General features: G+C 37.4%; 16 protein-coding genes. 6 read left to right on the forward strand and 10 right to left on the reverse strand.

Going from position 1 to position 22,128, the window contains the following annotated elements:
* Window positions 1–2: 2 nt before the first annotated feature.
* The 10 genes from LB449_RS11975 to LB449_RS12020 all read right to left on the reverse strand — a co-directional run bounded on the left by LB449_RS11975 (window position 3) and on the right by LB449_RS12020 (window position 13,729).
* Window positions 3–1,325, reverse strand: a complete 1,323-nt coding sequence (locus LB449_RS11975; protein ID WP_224455335.1) for a cytochrome P450 — start codon at window positions 1,323–1,325, stop codon at window positions 3–5.
* Between the two features lie 9 nt (window positions 1,326–1,334).
* Window positions 1,335–2,357, reverse strand: coding sequence for a Holliday junction branch migration DNA helicase RuvB (ruvB, locus tag LB449_RS11980; protein ID WP_224455336.1), 1,023 nt, complete (start codon window positions 2,355–2,357; stop codon window positions 1,335–1,337).
* A gap of 69 nt (window positions 2,358–2,426) precedes the next feature.
* Window positions 2,427–4,247 carry a cytochrome c oxidase subunit I gene (locus tag LB449_RS11985; RefSeq protein ID WP_224455337.1) on the reverse strand — a complete coding sequence of 607 codons (1,821 nt, stop codon included), beginning with the start codon at window positions 4,245–4,247 and terminating at the stop codon, window positions 2,427–2,429.
* Between the two features lie 24 nt (window positions 4,248–4,271).
* Window positions 4,272–5,318: a cytochrome c oxidase subunit II gene (locus tag LB449_RS11990; RefSeq protein WP_224455338.1), complete on the reverse strand. Its 1,047-nt coding sequence runs from the start codon at window positions 5,316–5,318 to the stop codon at window positions 4,272–4,274.
* Window positions 5,319–5,342: 24 nt separating this feature from the next.
* A complete protein-coding gene (locus LB449_RS11995) occupies window positions 5,343–6,653 on the reverse strand; it encodes a quinol:cytochrome C oxidoreductase (RefSeq protein ID WP_224455339.1) in 1,311 nt (436 codons plus the stop codon).
* Window positions 6,654–6,682: 29 nt separating this feature from the next.
* Window positions 6,683–7,270: a c-type cytochrome gene (locus LB449_RS12000; RefSeq protein ID WP_224455340.1), complete on the reverse strand. Its 588-nt coding sequence runs from the start codon at window positions 7,268–7,270 to the stop codon at window positions 6,683–6,685.
* 4 nt (window positions 7,271–7,274) lie between these two features.
* Window positions 7,275–7,802, reverse strand: coding sequence for a DUF3341 domain-containing protein (locus LB449_RS12005; protein ID WP_224455341.1), 528 nt, complete (start codon window positions 7,800–7,802; stop codon window positions 7,275–7,277).
* Window positions 7,802–9,268, reverse strand: coding sequence for an NrfD/PsrC family molybdoenzyme membrane anchor subunit (gene nrfD, locus LB449_RS12010; RefSeq protein WP_224455342.1), 1,467 nt, complete (start codon window positions 9,266–9,268; stop codon window positions 7,802–7,804). Before nrfD ends, LB449_RS12005 begins: the two co-directional genes overlap by 1 nt.
* A gap of 32 nt (window positions 9,269–9,300) precedes the next feature.
* Window positions 9,301–12,375 carry a TAT-variant-translocated molybdopterin oxidoreductase gene (locus tag LB449_RS12015; RefSeq protein WP_224455343.1) on the reverse strand — a complete coding sequence of 1,025 codons (3,075 nt, stop codon included), beginning with the start codon at window positions 12,373–12,375 and terminating at the stop codon, window positions 9,301–9,303.
* A 28-nt stretch (window positions 12,376–12,403) separates the two neighbouring features.
* Window positions 12,404–13,729 carry a c-type cytochrome gene (locus LB449_RS12020; protein WP_224455344.1) on the reverse strand — a complete coding sequence of 442 codons (1,326 nt, stop codon included), beginning with the start codon at window positions 13,727–13,729 and terminating at the stop codon, window positions 12,404–12,406.
* 299 nt (window positions 13,730–14,028) lie between these two features.
* Between LB449_RS12020 and LB449_RS12025 the strand changes: the two genes are divergently transcribed.
* From LB449_RS12025 to LB449_RS12050, 6 genes are all read left to right on the forward strand, one after another.
* Window positions 14,029–14,310, forward strand: coding sequence for an SPOR domain-containing protein (locus LB449_RS12025; RefSeq protein ID WP_224455345.1), 282 nt, complete (start codon window positions 14,029–14,031; stop codon window positions 14,308–14,310).
* Window positions 14,311–14,402: 92 nt separating this feature from the next.
* Complete coding sequence (locus tag LB449_RS12030) at window positions 14,403–15,092, forward strand: TIGR04282 family arsenosugar biosynthesis glycosyltransferase (protein WP_224455346.1); 690 nt, start codon at window positions 14,403–14,405, stop codon at window positions 15,090–15,092.
* Window positions 15,093–15,266: 174 nt separating this feature from the next.
* Complete coding sequence (locus LB449_RS12035) at window positions 15,267–18,518, forward strand: SusC/RagA family TonB-linked outer membrane protein (RefSeq protein WP_224455347.1); 3,252 nt, start codon at window positions 15,267–15,269, stop codon at window positions 18,516–18,518.
* Window positions 18,519–18,528: 10 nt separating this feature from the next.
* Window positions 18,529–19,974, forward strand: coding sequence for a SusD/RagB family nutrient-binding outer membrane lipoprotein (locus LB449_RS12040; protein WP_224455348.1), 1,446 nt, complete (start codon window positions 18,529–18,531; stop codon window positions 19,972–19,974).
* Window positions 19,975–19,995: 21 nt separating this feature from the next.
* Window positions 19,996–21,069: a nucleoside hydrolase gene (locus LB449_RS12045; RefSeq protein WP_224455349.1), complete on the forward strand. Its 1,074-nt coding sequence runs from the start codon at window positions 19,996–19,998 to the stop codon at window positions 21,067–21,069.
* 14 nt (window positions 21,070–21,083) lie between these two features.
* Window positions 21,084–22,082, forward strand: coding sequence for a phosphotransferase (locus LB449_RS12050; RefSeq protein ID WP_224455350.1), 999 nt, complete (start codon window positions 21,084–21,086; stop codon window positions 22,080–22,082).
* The last annotated feature ends 46 nt before the right edge of the window (window positions 22,083–22,128 follow it).

Here is a 22,128-nt window from a genome sequence, read left to right on the forward strand (position 1 = left end):
GCTTATCGTTTTGAAAATTTTACAAAGGCATTTTTTGGCTTCAAACTAATGAGAGGCTGGATTTCAATTTCTGGTTTAACTTCTTCGATTTTAAATTTTTTCAACAGCTGATGAAGAGCTAAAGTGATTTCATACATTGCAAAATTATTACCAATACATTTCCGGGGTCCGGCGCCAAAAGGAAAGTAAAAATCGGTTACGCTCCTTGTCTCTGCAAAGCGGTCCGGATTGAAATCTGAAGGATTATCCCAATTTTTTGCATTCCTGTGTATTTGATGCACAGAAAAAAGTAGTGTAGTATTTTTAGGAATCTCAAAACCTTTAAAAGAATCCTCTTCAATATTTTGCCTGTCGATAAAGTAAACCGGAGGAAATAAACGCATAGATTCTTCAATCACGTTTTGGTTGTATTTACTTTCTTTTAGAACCTCAAAAAGTGATCTCTCCTCGAGATCTTTAATTTCTGAAAATAACTTTTCCTGAACCTTACCTTTTTGCCCAATCAACTGTATTGTGAAGGACAAAGCATTGGATGTAGTTTCATGTCCCGCAATAAAAAGAATGAGAATTTCATCGATGAGTTGCTCTTCGTTCATCTTTGAACCGTCCTCATAGCTCAATCCCATTAGCATGTCCAAAAGGTCTTTCCCTTCTTGTTTGGAATCTCGCCTTCTTTTTATAATACCAGATAATAAATCTCTAGCATCCTGACTTAAACCCAAATTCCGCTTAAGTTGGCCACTTAATATAAACCACCATTTTTTATAAGGCTGTCTCAATTCTTTGACGAGCATTTTCTGAGTTTCTTCGGTGATGAACTGTAATCTTGCTATTTCTTCTGAATTTATGGCGTCACTGAAAAGACTTTTGACCACCACTTTAAAGGCTAAATCATTAAATATTGGAAATATATCAATCGTCTTATCGACTTCAATTCTGTCTAATTCCTTATCAATGGCTTCTACCATAAAATCTAAAAGCGTGTAAAGATTCTTTCTGTGGAAGGCTGGTTGAATCAATTTTCGCTGAAATTTCCACTCATCACCATCAGAAGTGAGTAGACCGTGACCAACATACTTGGCAAGATCTTTAGTCTGAATCTCAGTTTTTTTGAAATTCTTTTGATTATCTCGTAGCGCATATATAGCAAACTCAGGATCTCTGGAAAAAACTACAGAATTTCCAAACCCAAGGTTTAGTCTAAATGTATCACCTAGTTTTTCAAAATTTTTTTGATGAAAAGGAAGAGGGTTTTTTAATATTCCGCCTGCATGTGTAAAAAAATCAATCGAAGGAACTTCAGGAAGTTGTTTTAAATCTGACATAAATAATAATTAAAATAATCCACCTTGTTTATTTTCTCTAAGCCTTCCAAGGTGTTTGTAGGCAGATTCTGTTACTTCTCTACCACGAGGAGTTCTATTGATAAACCCCTTCTGAATAAGGAAAGGTTCATAAACCTCTTCAATAGTCTCTGCATTTTCGCTCACTGCTGTAGCCAATGTTGTAAGTCCGACGGGACCACCTTTAAATTTGTCGATGATGGTAAGTAATATTTTATTATCCATATCATCAAGACCGAAGGCATCAACATTTAAAGCTTTCAAACTATATTTTGAAATTTCCATATCAATTTTACCATTGCCTTTTATCTGGGCAAAATCTCTTACTCTCCTCAAAAGTGCATTGGCAATCCTAGGAGTTCCTCTGCTTCTGCCGGCAATTTCAATAGCTGCTTCACTGGTTATGGACACACCAAGAATAGAGGCACTTCTCAAAATAATATCGCTGAGTAACTCTGTTGAATAGTACTCCAATCTACTTGATATTCCAAACCTTGCTCGCATGGGTGCAGTAAGCAATCCTGACCTTGTAGTTGCTCCAACTAATGTAAAAGGATTTAAGTTGATTTCAACACTTCTGGCGTTAGGACCAGATTCGATCATAATATCAATCTTGAAATCTTCCATTGCTGAATACAAGTACTCTTCAACAACAGAACTTAGTCTATGGATTTCATCAATAAACAATACATCCCTAGGTTCGAGGTTGGTCAACAAACCAGCAAGGTCACCAGGCTTATCTATAACCGGACCTGAAGTAATTTTGATGCCTGTTTCTAATTCGTTAGCGAGTATATGCGCTAAGGTAGTTTTACCAAGTCCGGGAGGACCATGGAAAAGCGTATGGTCGAGAGCTTCACCACGAAGATTGGCAGCCTTAACGAAGACCTGTAAATTTTCTAGAACATGAGATTGACCTGCAAAATCATCGAATGAGAGTGGTCTTAAAGCTTTTTCAACTTCTTGGTCTTGAGGAGTGAAGTTTTCACCGGAGGCATCTAAATTTTCATTCATAAAACAAAGATAAATAAAAAAGCCTCCAAGGAGTTAATGCTTGGAGGCTTCTAATTTTTTATTGACAAATTATTCATTCATCTCTTCTTCGTTATCTTGGACAGGAACATTTTGTGGAACAAAATCTTGTCCCGCAATGATGTAATCTGTGTCTTCCTTATTTCTTTTGCTGTAATCATAAGACCATCTATACACTTTAGGAATTTCTCCAGGCCAGTTACCGTGAATATGTTTTACAGGCGTAGTCCATTCTAGTGTATTTGATTTCCATGGATTTTGTTCAGCCTTTTTACCGTAAAATATCGAGTGAATAAAATTATAAACAAAGAATATTTGAGCTGCGGCAGTAATAAAAGCAAAAACTGAAATTAAGATATTAGTATCTGCTAAATCATCAAAATATGGAAATTCAGTAAACTTGTAGTAACGTCTTGGTAATCCAGCCATACCAATGAAGTGCATTGGGAAGAAAATACCGTAAGCACCAACTGCAGTTATCCAGAAATGTACATAACCTAAGTTTTTACTCATCATTCTTCCAAACATCTTTGGAAACCAGTGATAGATACCCGCAAATAAACCATACAATGCTGAAATACCCATAACTAAATGGAAGTGAGCAATTACAAAATAAGTATCGTGAACATTGATATCAAGTGTACTATCTCCTAAAATAATACCAGTCAAACCACCAGTAACGAACGTAGATACAAGACCTATTGAAAACAACATGGCTGGATTCAACTGTAAGTTACCCTTCCAAAGCGTAGTTATATAGTTGAAAGCTTTTACTCCAGAAGGTATAGCAATCAATAATGTGGTAAATGTAAATACAGAACCTAAGAATGGATTCATACCAGATACGAACATATGGTGACCCCAAACAACAGTAGACAAGAAGGCGATGGCAAGAATGGAAGCAATCATAGCTCTGTAACCAAATATTGGTTTTCTTGAGTTAGTCGCAATGATCTCTGACGTAATACCAAGAGCCGGTAAAAGGACGATATAAACTTCAGGGTGTCCTAAAAACCAGAAAAGGTGTTCATATAATACTGGTGAACCTCCTTGGTAAGATAAAACTTCACCTTGAATATAAATATCACTTAAGAAGAATGAGGTTCCAAAACTTCTATCCATCAACAATAATAAACCTGCGGCTAATAAAACCGGGAAAGAAACGACACCAATAATGGCAGTAACAAAAAATGCCCAAATTGTCAAGGGGAGTCTTGTCATTGTCATACCTTGAGTTCTAAGGTTTAAGACTGTAACAATATAGTTTAATGAGCCTAACAAAGAGGAGGCGATAAATATAGTAATCGCTACTAACCATAATGTCATCCCAAGACCAGATCCTCCTATAGCCTGTGGTAACGCACTAAGAGGTGGATAAACAGTCCATCCAGATGATGCAGGACCAGCTTCTACAAAAAATGAAGAAACGATAACGACACATGAAAGAGCGAATAACCAATAAGATAACATATTAATGAATCCAGAAGCCATATCTCTTGCACCAATTTGTAAAGGTATAAGTAGGTTACTGAATGTACCACTAAGGCCAGCAGTTAAAACGTAAAATATCATGATTGTACCATGAATTGTAGAAAGAGCTAAATAGATACTAGGATCCATAACACCATCTTCTCCAAAACGACCTAATAGAACTTCATAAATCCAAAACGTTTCATTTGGCCAAGCTAATTGGAGCCTCATAAGCATTGACATAGCAATACCTATAAATCCCATAATAAGACCAGTAATAAGGTATTGTTTAGCGATCATTTTGTGATCGGTACTAAAAATGTACTTCTCTATGAAAGTGGGCTCGTGGTGACCTTCCTCGTGTGCATGATCGTTAGCAAGTGGTTGTGCAGCTACTGACATATATATTCTTGTTTAATTTTATAATTAATTTTGGGCTGTTAATTCTCCAAATGTTTGTTGTTCCGAAATCCATTTCTGATACTCTTCTTCTGTTTCGACAACAATTTTCATTTGCATGTTGTAGTGAGATACACCACAAATTTTATTACACAACAGATAATACTCGAATTCATAGTCCTTCTCATCTGGACCTAAATTGTCATTATTTTGACGAATTTCGTTGATATTTTTTACTTTTTCAACCATGTATTCGCTATTTCGGATTTCTTTAGAGGTTGTTGTAGGAGTGAAACCAAACTGGGTGGTCATACCAGGAACAACGTTCATTTGTGATCTAAAAAATGGAAAATAGGCGGAGTGTAACACGTCCTGAGATCTGAATTTAAAAAGAACTTGTCTGTCTACAGGCAAGTGAAGCTCTGTTGTAATTTTATCGTCTTGAGCATAAGGATCAGATTCATTTAGACCTAACTGATTTATGCCTTCTATGAATCTGACGTTTGCTTCTCCAAGTGTTCCATCTTCTCCTGAATATCGGGCTCTCCAGTCAAACTGATAAGCGTATATCTCTACAACTAATGTATCGTCTGTTTCCTGGACATTCATGATTTCCGACCAACTGAATAATCCATAAATAATCAAAGCTGCAAGAGTTATAACGGGTATGATAGTCCAAATAAATTCCAGCTTATCATTATCGGCATAAAACAGGGCTTTCTGACCTTTTTTACCTCTGTATTTATAAGCGAACCAGTGGATCAAAAACTGGATAATAACTTGAACAAACATGATAAGTCCAAGAGATATAAAAAATAATTGATCGTAATCATCTGAGTGGGAAGAAGCACCAGGAGCATAAAATTTACTTAAACTCCAAAATGAATAAATCATTAACCCATACAGGAAAACCGTAAAAACCAGAAATATTTTTCCTTGCTTTTGATTGTCTTCATTAGTGGCTATTTGAGAATCATCGCTTTCAATTGGCTGGGATAATTTGAAGATTTTTGAAATCTGCCAAATCGTAATCCCTAATAAGGCTGCGACTAAAATGATAAGTAATGCGGTCATCTTCTATCTTTCTTTTAAATAGTTTTAATAATGGAAATGTTTGCTTTCTTCTAGAAAAGCACCGTGTTGAACTGTTAGCGGAGCTTTTGCTAATGCTTTGAACACTGTAAATATAAATACACCTAATATCAGCAATATTGAGCTAATTTCAGGAATACCAATCGTCCAGGATTCTCCAACTGTACCTGGCATAATCATAACGAAAAAGTTTAGATAATGTCCCAAAAGGATTATAACCCCTGCGAAAACAATTATCCAATTAATTCTCTTAAAGTCCGAATTGATAAGAATAAGCATTGGTAACACCCAATTCAAAATAACAGTACTGAAGAATAATACAGGGTAATCCTCCAATCTTTGTGCGTAATAAGTCACCTCCTCTGGGATATTTGAATACCATATCAATAGAAATTGAGAAAACCATAGGTAGGCCCAGAATATTGAAAAGCCCATCATGAATTTACCTAAATCATGGATATGACTGTTGTTGACGTGCTCTAGGTAGCCCTTACCTTTTAAGTAAATAGTAACTATTGCAATAGTTGTTACAGCAGATACTAAAATACTGGCTAATACGAACCATCCAAACAAAGTACTAAACCAGTGAGTATCAATACTCATAATCCAATCCCACGACATCATAGACTCTGTTACAATAAAAAACACCAAGAACCCAGCTGAAAGCTTGAAATTGCGCTTGTGAAGCCTCAAGTCAAAACCTTCATCCATTTTTCTGGAATTCTTAATAATCAGTTTAGAAAACAATATCCATCCCGCTAAATATATAAAGGCTCTAATTAAGAAAAAGGGAGTGTTTAGATAAGCCACCTTATTCTGAATGATTTCATCGTGAGCTACTACTTCAGGGTCCATCCAAACAAAAAGATGATTGAGATGTAAACTTGAAAGTATTAAAAGTAAGTATACAATGATACCCCCTGGAACTAAGTAGGAAGAAATACCTTCCATAACTCTAAATAGTACAGGAGACCATCCAGCTTGTGATGCGTTCTGTAAAGCGTAGAATACAAAAACACCAAGTGAAATTAGAAATAAAAATAAAGCAGGAACATAGATTGCAGCCCATGGTTTATTTTGTAGTTGGTGATAAATGTGTTCAGCGTGCTCATCGTCACCGTGTGCATCAGAACTAGATGAAGAATTAGCTTCCATAGCGACACTTTCACCCTCGTGGGACGCGCCGTCTGAATGTAGCATTTCTTTAACCTCTTCTACAGAAGATGGTGCATCTATGAAACTGTAAGCCAACCCAATAGCCCCTACAACAATAAGGATTAAGGAGAATGATTTTATTTTACTTGACATTGTGTACATAATATCTCAGCTATGTATTATAATTAGTTTTATTCTGATTCTGTTTCAAATTCCCTAGGTTCTTTACCTTCCAATTCAGCTTTCAACTTCATGACATAGTGGTCAACAAGCCATAGTTCTTCGCTGTTCATTTGTGAAGCATAAGAACCCATAGTATTTATACCATGCCACATTACATGATAAACACTACCTTCTGTGATAGCTCTACCCTGGTCATCATAGCTAGGAACACCAAGAATTTTCTCTCTCTCTACTAAATAGCCTTTACCATTACCATTTTCTCCGTGGCATGTAGCGCAGTAGATGTTATAAAGTTCTTTTCCCGTAGCTAGATTCTCTTCGGTGTAAGGAACTTCATTTTTCAATTCTTCCTTCGCCTTTGTATAGCCCTCTGTATTATCTTCATATTCATATGGCGTAAAGCCACGAGGTATAGAACCCTCTACAACAGTCAATGCTTCTTGCTCCTCTGGAAATATCTCATATTCTCCATAGGTATCGTAAGGTACTGAAACGTACATGTTTGGAAAGTACTGATAGTTACGCTCCGTTTTATCAGAACAAGAGATAAAAGCTAAGGAAAAAACTATAAGTAATATAGTAATCAAACTTTTCATAAACTTATTTATTATCAATTAATTTAATTTCAGAAGCACCATTTTCATGTAAAACTTCTGCAATGGCTTGCACATTATTTTCGTTTACTGAAATTTCCATCAAAAATTTATCGTCTGTAGTTCTTACATCAGGGTTTTCAGATTTTTTGAAAGGCCATAATTTACTTCTCATATAAAAAGTAATGACCATAAGGTGTGCAGCAAAAAATACTGTCATTTCAAACATAATAGGCACAAAGGCTGGCATATTTTCTATATAACTGAAACTTGGCTTACCTCCAATGTTTTGAGGCCAATCTTCAATCATAATGAAATCCATCATCCAGGTAGCTACAGCTAAACCAACTAAACCGTATAGGAATGAGGTGATCGCCAGACGTGTATGAGAAAGACCCATAGCCTTGTCCAGACCGTGAACAGGAAATGGACAAAAGACTTCTTTTATACTATATTTTTTCTCGCGCAAAGCTTTAACCGCCTGCATCAATATATCATCGTCTGTAAAAATCGCATGTAAAGATTTTGATGCCATTATGAGTTTGATTTTGAATTAAACTGTGCTGAAAAATCTGGTAAAGGTTCTTGCTTAGGCTCAACATATAATTTAGCGTCATCTCCTTTTTCAGCTCTTATTTTTTTGAATTTTTCTCCGGAAGCTTTCAATATTGATTTTACTTCAGCTTGAGCAATTACTGGGAATGTTCTTGAGTATAATAAAAACAACACAAAGAAGAATCCAATAGTTCCTACAAATATGCCAATATCGACAAATGTTGGTGAGAACATGGTCCAAGCTGACGGCATATAATCTCTGTGCAATGAAGTCACAATAATTACAAAACGCTCAAACCACATACCAATATTTACTACAATAGATATAAAGAATGAGAACATAATACTTCTTCTCAACTTTGGAAACCACATAAGTTGTGGAGAAAACACGTTACAAGTCATCATTGACCAATAAGCCCAGGCATAAGGACCTGTTGCCCTGTTAAGGAAAGCATACTGTTCGTATTCTACACCAGAATACCATGCCATAAACAATTCCGTAATGTAAGCAACACCAACAATAGAGCCGGTAATCATGATGACTATATTCATCAACTCAATATGCTGAATGGTGATATAATTTTCTAGGTTGGATACTTTTCTCATAATAATAAGAAGCGTATTCACCATAGCAAATCCTGAAAATACAGCTCCCGCAACAAAATAGGGAGGGAATATAGTGGTGTGCCAACCTGGTATTACAGAAGTAGCAAAGTCAAAAGATACAATAGTGTGAACTGACAATACAAGAGGCGTTGCCAAACCAGCTAATACAAGGGAAACTTCCTCGAAACGTTGCCAGTCTTTCGCTCTACCACTCCACCCAAAAGCGAGTATTCCATAAATATGCTTTTGGAATGGCTTTACAGCTCTGTCTCTAATCATTGCAAAATCTGGCAGTAAACCTGTCCACCAGAATACTAAAGAAACCGATAAATAAGTTGAAATCGCAAATACATCCCAAAGTAATGGGGAATTAAAGTTTACCCACAAGGATCCATATTGATTTGGAATAGGAAGAACCCAATAAGCCAACCATGGACGACCCATGTGAATAATTGGGAACAAACCAGCTTGTACTACGGCAAAAATAGTCATTGCCTCTGCAGACCTATTAATTGCCATTCTCCACTTTTGTCTGAAAAGCAAAAGCACTGCCGAAATAAGTGTTCCAGCGTGGCCAATACCTACCCACCATACGAAGTTAGTAATATCCCAGGCCCATCCAATTGTCTTGTTAAGACCCCAGGTACCAATACCTTCGGAGACAGTATATACTATACAACCTAAACCCCATAAAAAGGCGATGAGTGCAATTGAGAAAGCAACCCACCATGATTTATTTGCCTGCCCTTCAACAGATCTTACCACATCCAATGTAACGTCATGGTAAGACTTATCTCCTGTAACTAAGGGTTTTCTAATAGGCGATTCGTAATGAGACATAATTTGATATAAATTTGTTCCTAATTAGTTGATTAAGCTTCTGTTGTGTTTCTAACTTTAGTATGGTACATGACATTTGGCTTGGTACCTAAATACTCTAGGAGATGATACATTCTATCATCTTGAGTCTTTTTATACACAACACTTTCTTTATCATTAATATCTCCAAATACCATTGCGCCATTGTCACAAGCGGCAGAACAAGCAGTCTGGAATTCTCCATCTTCAATAACTCTTCCTTCTCGCTTAGCGTCAAGTATAGTTTTTTGTGTCATTTGTATACACATAGAACATTTCTCCATTACACCACGTGATCTTACAGTCACATCTGGATTTAATACCATACGTCCAAGATCATTGTTCATATGATAGTCAAATTCGTCATTTTGGTTATATAAAAACCAATTGAAACGTCTAACCTTATAGGGACAGTTGTTGGCGCAATATCTTGTACCGACACAACGATTGTAAGTCATATGATTTTGACCTTGGCGTCCGTGAGCAGATGCTGCAACAGGACAAACGGTCTCACATGGAGCATGGTTACAGTGCTGACACATTACAGGCTGAAAAATAACCTGAACATCTTCTGCTGAAGCCACTTCAAGATCTCCGTAGGTACCAATAGCACTGCTTAAGCCTGAGATATCATTTTTCTTATCATAATCACCCTGGATAGTATCTTCAGAAGAATAGTACCTATCGATTCTTAACCAGTGCATATCCCTACTCTTACGGATTTCATCTTTACCAACTACAGGGACATTGTTCTCACTGTGACAAGCTATAACACATGCGCCGCAACCAGTACAAGCATTTAAATCGATTGATAGATTAAAATGGTGACCAATAGATCTATCAAATTCATCCCACAAATCTACATCTGGGCTCGTCACCTCAACTTCTTGATGATTAAGAGAAACTTCAGGAACTGCATTCCAGTGTTTTTTATCTTTAGTATTGAATATCTCCAAGGAAGTTTCCTTTACGATATCCTTTCTACCCATCATTGTATGGTGCAACTGGACACAAGCAAACTCATGAACACCATCTACTTTATCAACTTTTACAGTTTGATTGACATCAAAGTTTTGATATAGAGGATAAGCATTTACACCAACCTGCATTTCTTCTTGTATGGATTCGATTTTACCATATCCCAAGGCAACACCTATTGACCCAGGAGCTTGTCCTGGCTGAATAATCACTGGTAGTTTAGCAAGTTTTTTATCACCAATGGCGACTGTAACGTAATTCCCGTTCAAAGCACCGTTGGCGACATTGGTATTTACAAGACCTAAGCTTTCAGCATCATACTTAGACATTGTTACATAATTGTCCCAAGAAGTTCTAGTTACGGGATCTGGCATTTCTTGCAACCATGGATTATTAGCCTGACGACCGTCACCCATGGAAGTTTTAGTGTATAAAGTCAATTCAAATCCTTCTGAATCACTCTTGGAAACAAGTTTTCTGGCTCCGGCTGAGATATCAATAGTCGAAGTTTCTTCTACTTTTGATAAATCCATATCGTAGACAAAACTACCATCATGAAGTGATTGATTCCAAGATATGCCTTCGAACGTAGACTTGAAGTTATCTTTTACATATTCATAATATTTAAAAGAACTATTATTCAGCTTCAACAAGCAATCTTCAAATTGCTTTGTATTGAATAATGGTTTTATTGTGGGCTGTATTAAGCTAAAGTCATTCTTAGTAACTCTAACATCTCCCCATGATTCAAGATAATGTGGAGTTGCCGCAATATATTTGAAAAGTTTAGCAGTTTCGTCTTTCTTCATTGAAAAACTCACTGTAGTTTCTACATTTTTTATAGCTGAAACAAATTCATCAGCATTAGGAAGAGAATATGCAGGATTCACACCGGCTACCATAACACTTCCAACCTTGCCTGCATTCATTTCTGAAATCACAGTCTGAATTGTAGAATTTTTTCCTTGACGAATAAGACGTGGATTTTCAATATTGAAAACCTGGCTGGATAGTTTTTCATTAATCTCTAAAGCCATTGCCTGTGCTTCTACTGAATCTAATCCAGTAACAAATATAGCTCCAGAAGACTTAGATTTCAATTGAGCAATTGCGTTGTCAACATGGCTTTGTAAGGCATCACTAAGGTCTGTAGAAGCTACTCTACCCACAATTTGGTTATAAACTTCAACCACAATTTGGTTTTGCAAAGAAGGCTTTACAGGAACTCTTTTATCTGCGTTTGCTCCACTCAAAGTCATGTTAGCTTCAAATTGCACGTGGCGAGACATTTTACCGTTATTTGGAACTCTGCTCTTACTGTAGCCAGAATCAAAAGCACCTCCCTGCCAATCTCCTAGAAAGTCAGCACCAACAGATACAATCATTTCTGATTTTGAGAAATCATAGTTAGGAAGAGCTCTATATCCGTACTTAGCTTCAAATGCATTTAAAGCAGATTCATCAGAAACCGTGTCATATACAACATGTTCCACATTCGGATACTTCTCCTGAAATTCTTTAATAAGTTTCTCAGTAGATGGAGAAGCAAATGTCTGAGTTATCAAGTAAGTCTTTTTATCAGAAGTAGCTTTTAGTTCTGTTTCAAGAGAAGAAAAGAATTCAGTCCACGTTACATCTCTATTTTCAATCTGTGGGTTTTGAAGACGTTTAATGTCATACAAATCCAGAACAGATGCATGAACTCTAGCTTTACCAGCAGAAAGCCCATTGGATTCTTTATTAGTTTCAATTTTAATAGGTCGACCTTCTCTGGTTTTCACAAGGATACTTGCAAAATCAAAGCCGTCGGCAATAGTTGTCGCATAATAATCTGCAACACCAGGAACAATGCGTTCTGGCTGAACAACGTAAGGAATCGACTTAATAACTGGACCTTCACAAGCCGCTAAAGATGCAGCCGCTGTACTAAATCCAACATACTTAAGAAAGTCTCTACGCGATGTTTGAGAACTCTCTAGCTTATCCTTATCACCTAAAAACTCATCTGCAGGAATATGTTCTGCAAATTCATTTTGTTCAAGCGCTTCTACAAGAGGGCTGTTTTCCTCAAGTTGTTCAGCACTTTTCCAATATTTTTTTTCTGATGACATATTAAACTTTAATTTTTCTTTATTGATATTAATAATGACACTTTCCACATTCCAGACCACCCATTTCTGCAGCGGTTAACTGATCAACATCATACTTTTTGGAAAGTTCTTCATGTATTTTTTCGTAATAGGCATTACCTTCAACCTTGATGTTGGTTTCTCGGTGACAATTAATACACCAGCCCATTGTTAGAGGTGCGTACTGTTTTTGGATTTCGTAAGTTTCAACTGGACCGTGACAAGTTTGGCAATCAATTTGGCCAACAGTTACGTGTTGTGAATGGTTGAAGTAAGCAAAATCTGGAAGATTATGAATACGAATCCACTTCACAGGCTTTGTATCTCCAGTGAAAGATTGAGTGGAAGTATCCCAGCCTGTAGCTTCGTAAAGCTTTTGAATTTCAGCGTTGTAATCGACACCATATTCTTTTTGACCCTCAGCTTGAGTTTCCGGCGCGACCTCAGCAATCTGTTTGTGACAATTCATACAGACATTCAACGAAGGTATACCTGAATGCTTTGAAACTCTTGCAGAAGAGTGACAGTACTTACATTCTATTTGGTTTTCACCAGCATGTATTCTGTGAGAATAATGTATCGGCTGAATCGGCGCATAGCCTTGATCAACACCAACTTGCATTAAAAAGCCATATCCACCCCAAGCTACTGCCAACAATAAGAATACCACTGCCACAAGAACTAAAAATTGATTCTCAGCAAACGCTACCCAAATTGGTTTCCCTTTAGGCTTGTCAGCTCTTACGGGAATTCCATTAACCTCAGCAAAACGATTTAAAGTTTTATTGACAAGGTATAAGATAACTGAAAGTACAAGTAAGACCACTGCAAGTAATCCCAGTACAATTTCAGTAGAAATACCACCACCACCTTGTGCGTCTGCAGCTGGAGCAGCAGCTACATCAACTATAGGTTCTGGTTTTGGCATTTCAACATAAGCTAATATGTTATTGATATCTTCTTCACCCAGCTGTGGATAAGCATTCATGGCTACTTTATTCCATTCCTCATACAATTGAACAGCTTGTGAATCCCCAGATTTTATCAGCTCCTGGCTATTGACAATCCATTTGTACAACCAATCCATTTCTCTTCGGTCTGTAACCTTGTGTAACGCAGGTCCAGTTGCATTTTTGTAGCGCTTGTGACAAGCGGCACAAAGAGAATTGAATAACTCTTTTCCTTTTGCATCATCAGCATTTACAACTACTTCTGGCACATAATCGCCGTATCCTCCTTCTTCTTCGTCTTGTGCAAATGTTGTAAAGGTGAAAAGCAAAAGAAACATTAGGAAGAAATGTTTCAAATTTAATGGGCGTTCCATCGTCTTTCTCATATGTATTTTATTAATCTTTTTGAATGTGATGCCCGTAAAAATATAGGTTTAAGCATCAAAAAAACTGACTACAAAAGTAATACTTATAAGACGTTTCTGGAATACCTACATATGTTAAATGGCAATTTATAATCTTTCTAAATTACAATTTAAATGCTTTATTTTGCGTTAAACTGTACATTTGCTTTAAAACCAATGAGATGTTAAAAAATGTAGTTTTCACCTGTATATTTATTGTTTTTTATTTTTCAGCAAACCCATGTTTTGCACAAGATAAATTAAACACTACTGAACTGAATATGGTGAAAAAATTAATCAAAGAAAAGCATCAACTAGAATCTAACAATGAACTAAAGAGTTCCTATAAATTACAAATTTTTTCAGGTCCTTTAGACGATGCCAAGAACACCAGAGTTAAGTTCGAGACTTTAGAATTTGACTTAGATTCAAAAATAATTTATCAAACTCCAAATTATAAAGTATGGGTTGGAAACTACAGAAACAGAATCCAAGCCGATAGAGCTTTTGATAAAATAAAATCTGAATACCCAAATACGCTTATCATAAGGCCTGGGAAATAAAAACTAAGCATCAGCTGAGTATTCCTAAAATTTATATCTGTAAATTTTGAAACCTTGTAAGAATTTTCTCGTAAGTAAGACTAAAGTTAAAGATGAATACCACTACAGCACTTTTAATTTTTGCAAGAACTGCTTCCGAAGAAAGTAAGCATAAGTCATTCAAGGCTTCTGAAGCTTTTTTCAGGTATCAAAATAAAAAGTTGCTTGAACTGGCTAAAACATCAGGACTTGACTACTTCTGGGTAGACGAAAGCCATCAAATTGGTGAAAACTTTGCCCAACGTTACCTCAACGCCATTCAGTTTGTTTTTGAAAAAGATTATGAACAGGTCATCTCCATAGGAAACGATTCTCCAGGCTTGAGTTTAGATCAAATAAATCAATCTGTTCAACTTCTCAAATCCAGGGATATGTGTTTTGGTCCTTCTCAGGACGGAGGCTTCTATCTTTGGGGAGTAAAAAAAGCATTTTTCAAAAAAGAAGAGTTTCAGAATTTCCCCTGGAAAACTCAGAATCTGCTTTCAGTAATTTTAACTACTCTTGAGCAGCAATCAATTTCAGTAGATTATCTCCAAACCTTAGGGGATCTGGATTTTCGGGAAGATGCTCAGCACCTGCTGAAAAACACCAAACTATCCTTCACACTAAAGGACATTTTGCTTCAGATGATCAATCCGAAGCAAAATGTACTTTCCCTATTTCAACCCCATTTAAAATCAAAATTCACAGACGTTTATTATAATAAAGGATCGCCAAAAAGCTGCTTAATACAGACCTTTTGAAACTTTAATGAACATGTAATAATGTTATAAAATCCGTGTGAAATATCTGGTTCTATTAATTCTTCGTGAAAGCCTTGGAAGTAAACCTTGGAATTTTGGGCCTAAAATTTCAGGAAATCTGTCTGCCTTTTTAGGCTGATTAGACCTTCAATCACGGATTAAACAAACACCATAATGAAACTATTTCTCATTGCCGCCTGGCAATTATTTGTGATCACTATGTTTTCACAAAATACCTTTTATGAATCCAGAATCGTGGATAGTGATCAAAATCCTATTCCATATGCCGCTGTAAATGAAACAGGTACTCAAAACTATACCACTACAGATGCTAATGGCTTTTTTAAATTAAAGACCCAGTCTGAAAATTTTACACTTCAAATCTCCTCAATAGGGTTTAAAACTCTCAGTATTGAAGTAAAAAACGGCTTACTCCAGGATGAAATTATTTTAAAGGATTCCGAAGAGGTACTCAGTGAGGTTGTCGTGACAGCATTAGGCATCAAAAAAGAAAGACGCTCTTTGTCTTCTTCAGTTTCTACAGTAAATTCTGAACAAATGGTCAATGTGCCGCAAACCAATATGGTGAATGGCATGGCTGGTCAAGTAGCAGGGGTACAAATTACCAATGGATCCAGCGGCGTGGGGTCATCGTCACGAATTATCATACGTGGTGAAAATTCTCTAAGTGGCAGTAACCAGCCGTTGTTTGTGGTAGATGGAGTTCCGATTAGCAACGAACAAATCACCAGCGATCTTGTTAATAACGGCGCTTTACAGGAGGTGGATTATGGTAATGGAGCTTCAGAGTTTAGTCCAGACGACATCGAATCGATTTCTATATTGAAAGGTGCTGGTTCTGCGGCACTCTACGGCACTCGTGCTGCAAACGGAGTTGTTCTTATCACTACAAAACGTGGTAAGAAATCTAAAGGCTTAGGAGTTAGCATCAATAGTAATTTTACGGTTGAAACTCTATTAACGCTTCCAGAATATCAAAATGAGTACGGTTTAGGTTCTAATGGCCAATATGCCTTCCAAGATGGAGTTGGGGCAGGAATAAACGATGGAGGCATAAGCAGTTATGGACCACGACTGGATACTGGTCTTTCGATTCCACAATTCGATAGTCCGTCTGTGGATATCAACGGTAATCCTGTTCGAGCAGGTGATGTGAGTTCCCGTAGGCTTGCAGATGGTTCTTTTACTCCTATCACTGCCACTCCCTGGGTTGCAAGACCAGATAACGTTCGTGATTTTTTCAATACCGGTATCACTTACCAAAATAATATTGCCATAAGCAACCGAGGAGATATTGGAGGAATGCGTTTGTCTTACAGCAATCTGCGTAACGAAGGCATTGTTCCTAACACAGACCTGAAAAGAGATGGTATTGCTTTAAGTCTAGACCAGGAACTTAGTGATAAGCTAAAGGTCAACACATTTCTGAATTTCATAAACACGCGAAGTGGCAATCGTCCCAACTTAGGTTATGGTTATGAAAATGTACTTTACGGCTTCAACTGGACGGGTCGCCAAGCCAACATTGGTTCTATGAGAGATTACTGGCAAGCTGGGCAAACGGGGCGTCAACATTATGATATCAATTATTTATGGCTCACTAACCCCTACCTCACTCTGTTTGAAAACACCAACAGTTTTGATAAGAACAGAATTTTGGGAAATGCATCTGCCACTTATGAATTTAGCGATCATTTATCGTTTAAAGCAAGAACGAGTATAGATACTTATGATGATCAAAGGAATTTCAGGAGGGCGGTTAGTACCAATGCGAATCCTTTTGGTTCCTATAGAGAAGACAACGTGCGCTTTACTGAAATGAATACCGATCTTTTGCTTTCTTATCGAAATAAAATCAACGAAGATTGGGACTATACGCTTACCGCAGGAGCCAATCGATTTGACCAGGAAATACAATATTCATTTTCTGAAGCCTCACAGCTAGCATTACCCGAAATCTTTACGTTAGCGAACTCTCGTTCCCCATTACTTGGGAATAGCGAAAGTTTTAAAAAACGCATCAACAGTGTCTATAGCACAGTCAATTTTGCATTTAAAAATGAACTATACGCTGATTTCACGTTTAGAAACGACTGGAGTAGCACTCTGCCTTCAGAAAATAACTCATTCAGCTATTATTCTGCAGGGTTAAGCTATATAGCTTCAGAGCGCTTCAAGCTACCTGAAGCTGTATCATTTCTAAAATTCAGATTAAGTGCAGCATCGGTAGGAAATGATACAGACCCCTTCCAAAATTCACAAAATTTTCAGTTAAATGGTAATTATGGTTCCAACTTTAGAGTCACAAATGCCACAGTTTTACAAAACACCAACTTAAGACCAGAACGACTGGATGCTTATGAGGCTGGTTTGGAAACTTGGTTTTTTAAAGGAAGACTTCAACTAGATGCTTCTGTATATCAAAATGTAAGTAAAAATCAAATCATCTCCAGACCAGTTTCTAATGCAAGCGGCTTTTCGAGCTTTAATGAAAATGGAGGTCAGATCAGAACCAGAGGTGTGGAAGTCATGTTGTCGGCATCACCTATTAAATTAAATGACTTTCAATGGAATACCGCTTTAAATTTTAGTACGTTTAGAAGTATTGTGACCGAGCTTCCACAAGGCGTGGATCAATTTGTAACTGCTACAGCAGACGTCTTTAGCGGTAGTGGCGGTTCTAACACAGTCTTTTATATCGCCAGAGAAAACGGCCGAGTAGGCGACATGTATGGATCTGGCTTTATTCAAATTGACGGTCAAAACCTATTTGACTCCAATGGCTTACCCGTTCAGGATCCCAACTTACGTAAATTAGGAAATTACAATCCAGACTTCTCTGTAGGTTTGAATAACAGCTTTTCTTACAAAAATTTTGATGTAAATATTTTATTTGACTGGCGTCAAGGTGGCACCATCGTGTCTAGAATTAAAGCCCTTGGAAGCACATCTGGCGTTTTAAGGGAAACCTTGGCTGGCCGGGAAGGAGGTTCGCCAAGTACTCGTTTTGCTGATGGAAATGGTGTTGTAGGAGATGGAGTGATGAATGTTGGATCTTCAGAAAACCCAGTCTATGTGCCCAATACAACTGCAGCCGCGGCAAGCACTTTCAATAATGCTTTTTATGATAGAGGGAATGAAGAAAGTGCGCTTTATGATGCTTCTTATGTTAAACTGAGGCAGCTCAGCATCTACTATACATTTCCTCAAAAAATAGCTAAATCTCTGGGTACAGAAGATCTGAAAATTGGACTCACAGGAAATAATTTATTGCTATTTACAGAAAACCCTCATTTTGACCCAGAACTCAATGCCTTACAAGGCCGTAATATCGTTCAAGGCGTGGAAGATTTTTCATACCCTTCGACTAGAAGTTTTGGCGTCAGTTTAAAAACCAATTTTTAATATAACTAATATGAAATATATACAACCCTTTCTTTTTGCATTGATGTTTCTATTGACATTAAGTTGCACAGAGGATTTTGAAGACATCAACGACAATCCTAATGCTCCTCAGGAGGTGAGTCCAGAATTTTTGTTGACCAATGTGATTTTAGAACAAATCAATGAGCACACCTATACGCAAGGCTTAAGATTCAACAACTACCTGGCTCAATTTAATGCAGATGTCGAATTTGAAAGAATTGATCGCTATGAATTGGGCAGCAACTCTGGCTATTGGAACATGATATTTGGTCTATTGGCAGATTTGGAATCTATGAAAGAACTACCAGGCTACAATGATGCCTACGATGCTGTGGCAGAAATTTACAGAGTTTATCTCTTTTCTCAACTTACAGACTTGTGGGGTGATGTGCCTTACAGCGAAGCCATTCAGTTCAATGAGCTCAACTTCACACCTGTCTACGATACTCAAGAAGATATCTATATCCATCCAGAAAATGGCCTGTTAGCAAAACTGGAAGTTGCGGCTGCTCAACTTGAAGATACTAGCGAAAGTATACGGGGAGATGTGATGTTCAATAACGATCTTACCCAATGGTTCCAATTTGCCAACTCGCTACAAGTAAGATTTCGGTTACGCATCAGTAAACGATTTACAGACTTTACCCCACTCCAACAGCTTGCAGATGGAGGCAACCTCATGCAATCCAATACCGATAATGCTGTTGTGCCCTACTTAAGCTCTGCTCCCAACCAATTTCCATTGTTCAATGCAGCAACAGGAATATTTCAAGGCTTAAAAATGAGTGAGACTGTAGAAAATCAATTAAAACAATGGAACGATCCTAGACTAGACGTTTTTTTCAAGCCAACTCCAAAAAGTATACTGGATGGAACTCCTGAATTTAAAGGTTTGCAAAATGGACTGAGCACACAATCCATAAGCGAAAGAGGAGTTGACCTTAATGATCTTTCAGTTCTATCAGATCGGTTTAGGACTATGCCTAACGGAGTAGACGCTCAGATTATGTTGTATTCTGAAGTGCAATTTGCATTGGCTGAAGCTGTAGAGCGCGGTTTTATTTCTGGTAATGCAGAAGTCTATTATCAAAACGGAATTGAAGCTCATTTTGAATACTATGGAGCTTCACTACCAGGCGATTACTTTACTCGAGATGCTGTCGCATTGAATGGTTCTACCGAAGAAAATCTTGAAAAAATACTTACACAAAAATGGCTAAGTCTATTTATGATTGGCCATGAAGCGTGGTTTAATATCAGAAGAACAGGCTTCCCAAAACTGATGCCAGGACCAGACAACTTTAACGATAACAGGTACCCTGTACGCTATTTGTATCCAGAATCTGAACAAGCAGTGAATAAAGAAAATTATGATACGGCTGTGGAAAGAATCGATGGTGATGATATCAACTCCAAAAACTGGTGGGAAAATTAAATTAACTCAAAACAAACTCTAATGCAAAATCTATATAGAAATACGCTTGTCATCTTGTTTACACTTGCACTAATAAGCTGCCAAAGTGACCAAAGAAACACTAAAGAAAACACCGCTGACTTAGATGGTAAAGCCACAACCGAATCTACTTTAGATAAAACTAATGAAGAAGAAGGAAAGAAAAAAGTGTGGATAGATGCTGATGTGGCCGTAGGCATGAAGCGTTATGAACGCGAAGACTATAGCGATGTAGATGATGGCTTTGCTATTTTGCAGCTTTTTAAAGCTGAGAATATTGAGGTCAAAGGGATGAGTGCTGTATTTGGGAATACGAGAATTGATGATGCTTACCGCCTTTCTCAAAAAATGGTCGATGATTTCGCACCATACGAGATCCCCGTTTTCAAAGGAGCAGGAAAAGCAATCACCTTAGATGAGATAGAAACTAACGACGCTGTAGAAGCCTTAGCAGAAGCCTTGAAAAAAGAACCTTTGCATATATTGGCTATTGGCCCTGCTACAAATATTGCCACTTTAGTGTTGTTATATCCTGAATTGAAATCTCAGATAAAAGAAGTAGTACTTGTCGCTGGAAGACGAACCCCAACCTCCTATTTTGAAATTGGCAAACCAGAAGTAAAACACGCACCAGACCTTAACTTTGATTTGGATAACGATGCCTTTCGAGTGCTGTTGGAAAATGAGATTTCAGTTGTCCTTTGCCCGTTTGAAATTTCCAACAAAGTGTGGATCACTCAAAAAGATCTAGGAAAACTGAGTGAAGGCGACCCAGCTAGCAAGTGGATGGCCAAAGAATCACAACCCTGGTTGCAACAATGGCAGTCAATGGGAGAAAACGGATTTAACCCTTTTGATGTTTTGGCAAGCCATTATCTCATTGCCCCGGAAGATATTATACAAGAAGATCTAAATGCTCATCTGGAAATTCACCCCAATGACATGAAACTGGATTCTCCTGGAAATCATTTCAAAAATTATCTTCTTTGTAATGAAACTCATGGATCCACTGTGACATATTGTTATGATGTTGTTGAAGATTATCATGAAAAATTGATGGAAAGCCTTTTAAAATAAAAAAGCCGAGGATAATGAAACATGTAGAAGAATTAACTGCAGACAAGGCCAGTTTAGAAAGCTATCTAAAGGGACAAGGTTGGTTACAACTGAATGAAAAGATCACAGCATTAGAAATACCAGGCGCTGGAAATATGAATTTCACGATTCGTGTAAAAACTGGGGAGCGTAGTTTTATTGTAAAACAAAGCCGGGAGTACGTAGAGAAATTCCCTCAAGTTCCAGCTCCCTCTGAACGTGCGCTACGAGAAGCAGAATTTTATCAGTTGGTTTCAAACAAGAGTTTGCTCAATGAAAAGATGCCAAAACTCATCGGCGTCGATAAAAAAAATCACGTCTTAAATCTTGAAGATTTAGGACACGGGGTAGACTATACCTTTTTATATCAAAAAGGGGAGCATATCGATGAAGCAGAGCTTAAGCAAATAATGACTTTCATTGCTAATCTCCATAAAGCCATAAACACCAAAACTACTGATACCAGACTGCCCAATAGAAAAATGCGAAAGCTCAATCACGAACATATATTTATTTACCCCTATCTTGAAGATAACGGTCTAAATCTAGACGACGTTCTCCCTGGCCTCCGAGCGGCAGGAAAACCATTTAAGCAGGATGAGGCCTTAAAGAAAAAGGTGGGAAAATTAGGAGATCGGTATCTACAGGATGGAAACACCTTACTACACGGGGACTATTTTCCTGGAAGCTGGTTGAAGACGAACGATGGGATTAAAATTATCGATCCAGAATTCTGCTTTTTTGGAGAGGTAGAATTTGAAATTGGTGTCACTTTAGCACACCTTAAAATGGCTGATCAACCAGATAAATTGGTAGAAAAGGCTTTGAGATTTTATAAAGATCGATCTGCTTTAAATGAATCTCTTTGTAAGCAATTCATGGCTGTAGAAATTTTACGCAGGATTTTAGGTTTGGCACAATTGCCATTAAGTCTTGATCTAGAAAAACGAAAAGAATTATTGAACGAAGCGCAGTCAATTCTGATACCAGAATAAATCACATGTTCTAGGCTAATTTAGTAACAGATGATAATGACAGGAA

It is taken from the genome of Psychroflexus lacisalsi (assembly GCF_020164495.1).
Classification (GTDB): domain Bacteria; phylum Bacteroidota; class Bacteroidia; order Flavobacteriales; family Flavobacteriaceae; genus Psychroflexus; species Psychroflexus lacisalsi.

Coding starts and splice junctions, on each gene's coding strand:
- LB449_RS12020 (WP_224455344.1), bottom strand. CDS start 13,729: ATGAGAAAGACGATGGAACGCCCATTAAATTTGAAACATTTCTTCCTA.
- LB449_RS12030 (WP_224455346.1), top strand. CDS start 14,403: ATGAATACCACTACAGCACTTTTAATTTTTGCAAGAACTGCTTCCGAA.
- ruvB (WP_224455336.1), bottom strand. CDS start 2,357: ATGAATGAAAATTTAGATGCCTCCGGTGAAAACTTCACTCCTCAAGAC.
- LB449_RS11975 (WP_224455335.1), bottom strand. CDS start 1,325: ATGTCAGATTTAAAACAACTTCCTGAAGTTCCTTCGATTGATTTTTTT.
- LB449_RS12015 (WP_224455343.1), bottom strand. CDS start 12,375: ATGTCATCAGAAAAAAAATATTGGAAAAGTGCTGAACAACTTGAGGAA.
- LB449_RS12000 (WP_224455340.1), bottom strand. CDS start 7,270: ATGAAAAGTTTGATTACTATATTACTTATAGTTTTTTCCTTAGCTTTT.
- LB449_RS11995 (WP_224455339.1), bottom strand. CDS start 6,653: ATGTACACAATGTCAAGTAAAATAAAATCATTCTCCTTAATCCTTATT.
- LB449_RS12025 (WP_224455345.1), top strand. CDS start 14,029: ATGGTGAAAAAATTAATCAAAGAAAAGCATCAACTAGAATCTAACAAT.
- LB449_RS12005 (WP_224455341.1), bottom strand. CDS start 7,802: ATGGCATCAAAATCTTTACATGCGATTTTTACAGACGATGATATATTG.
- LB449_RS12040 (WP_224455348.1), top strand. CDS start 18,529: ATGAAATATATACAACCCTTTCTTTTTGCATTGATGTTTCTATTGACA.
- LB449_RS12035 (WP_224455347.1), top strand. CDS start 15,267: ATGAAACTATTTCTCATTGCCGCCTGGCAATTATTTGTGATCACTATG.
- LB449_RS11985 (WP_224455337.1), bottom strand. CDS start 4,247: ATGTCAGTAGCTGCACAACCACTTGCTAACGATCATGCACACGAGGAA.
- LB449_RS12045 (WP_224455349.1), top strand. CDS start 19,996: ATGCAAAATCTATATAGAAATACGCTTGTCATCTTGTTTACACTTGCA.
- LB449_RS12050 (WP_224455350.1), top strand. CDS start 21,084: ATGAAACATGTAGAAGAATTAACTGCAGACAAGGCCAGTTTAGAAAGC.
- nrfD (WP_224455342.1), bottom strand. CDS start 9,268: ATGTCTCATTACGAATCGCCTATTAGAAAACCCTTAGTTACAGGAGAT.
- LB449_RS11990 (WP_224455338.1), bottom strand. CDS start 5,318: ATGACCGCATTACTTATCATTTTAGTCGCAGCCTTATTAGGGATTACG.